The organism is Micromonospora sp. DT4 (assembly GCF_049841675.1).
Lineage (GTDB): Bacteria > Actinomycetota > Actinomycetes > Mycobacteriales > Micromonosporaceae > Micromonospora.
Genome location: NZ_JBNCKT010000450.1, coordinates 1 through 315 on the forward strand (window position 1 = coordinate 1; position 315 = coordinate 315).

Consider the following 315-nt stretch of genomic DNA (forward strand, 5'->3'; position numbering starts at 1 on the left):
TGTCGGTGAGTGGGGCCGTCCACTGTCCGGATATGAAGTCCTGCGATGTGAGGTCGGGCATCGCCTGGTCGAAGGGCACGTGGGTGTCCTGTGTGAACAGGTCCATCGCGGTGTCGTCGAACGATCCGCCGATCTGAGCGTCATGCATCTCGCCGAAGAGGGCGTCCAGGGTGTTCATCCCCCGGCCGAAGGGGTCGTTCGAGGTGCCCATCCCCGTGCTGAAGGGGTCGGCGTTGAGGGTGCCCATCCCCGTGCTGAAGGGGTCGGCGTTGAGGGTGTTCATCCCCGTGTCGAAGGGGTCGGCGTTCAGGGTGT

At 64.8% G+C, this 315-nt stretch carries 1 protein-coding gene; it reads right to left on the bottom strand.

What is annotated here, in order from left to right:
- Positions 1-315 (bottom strand): hypothetical protein (locus ACLQ24_RS30510; RefSeq protein WP_425895183.1); only part of this gene is annotated, 315 nt, incomplete at both ends.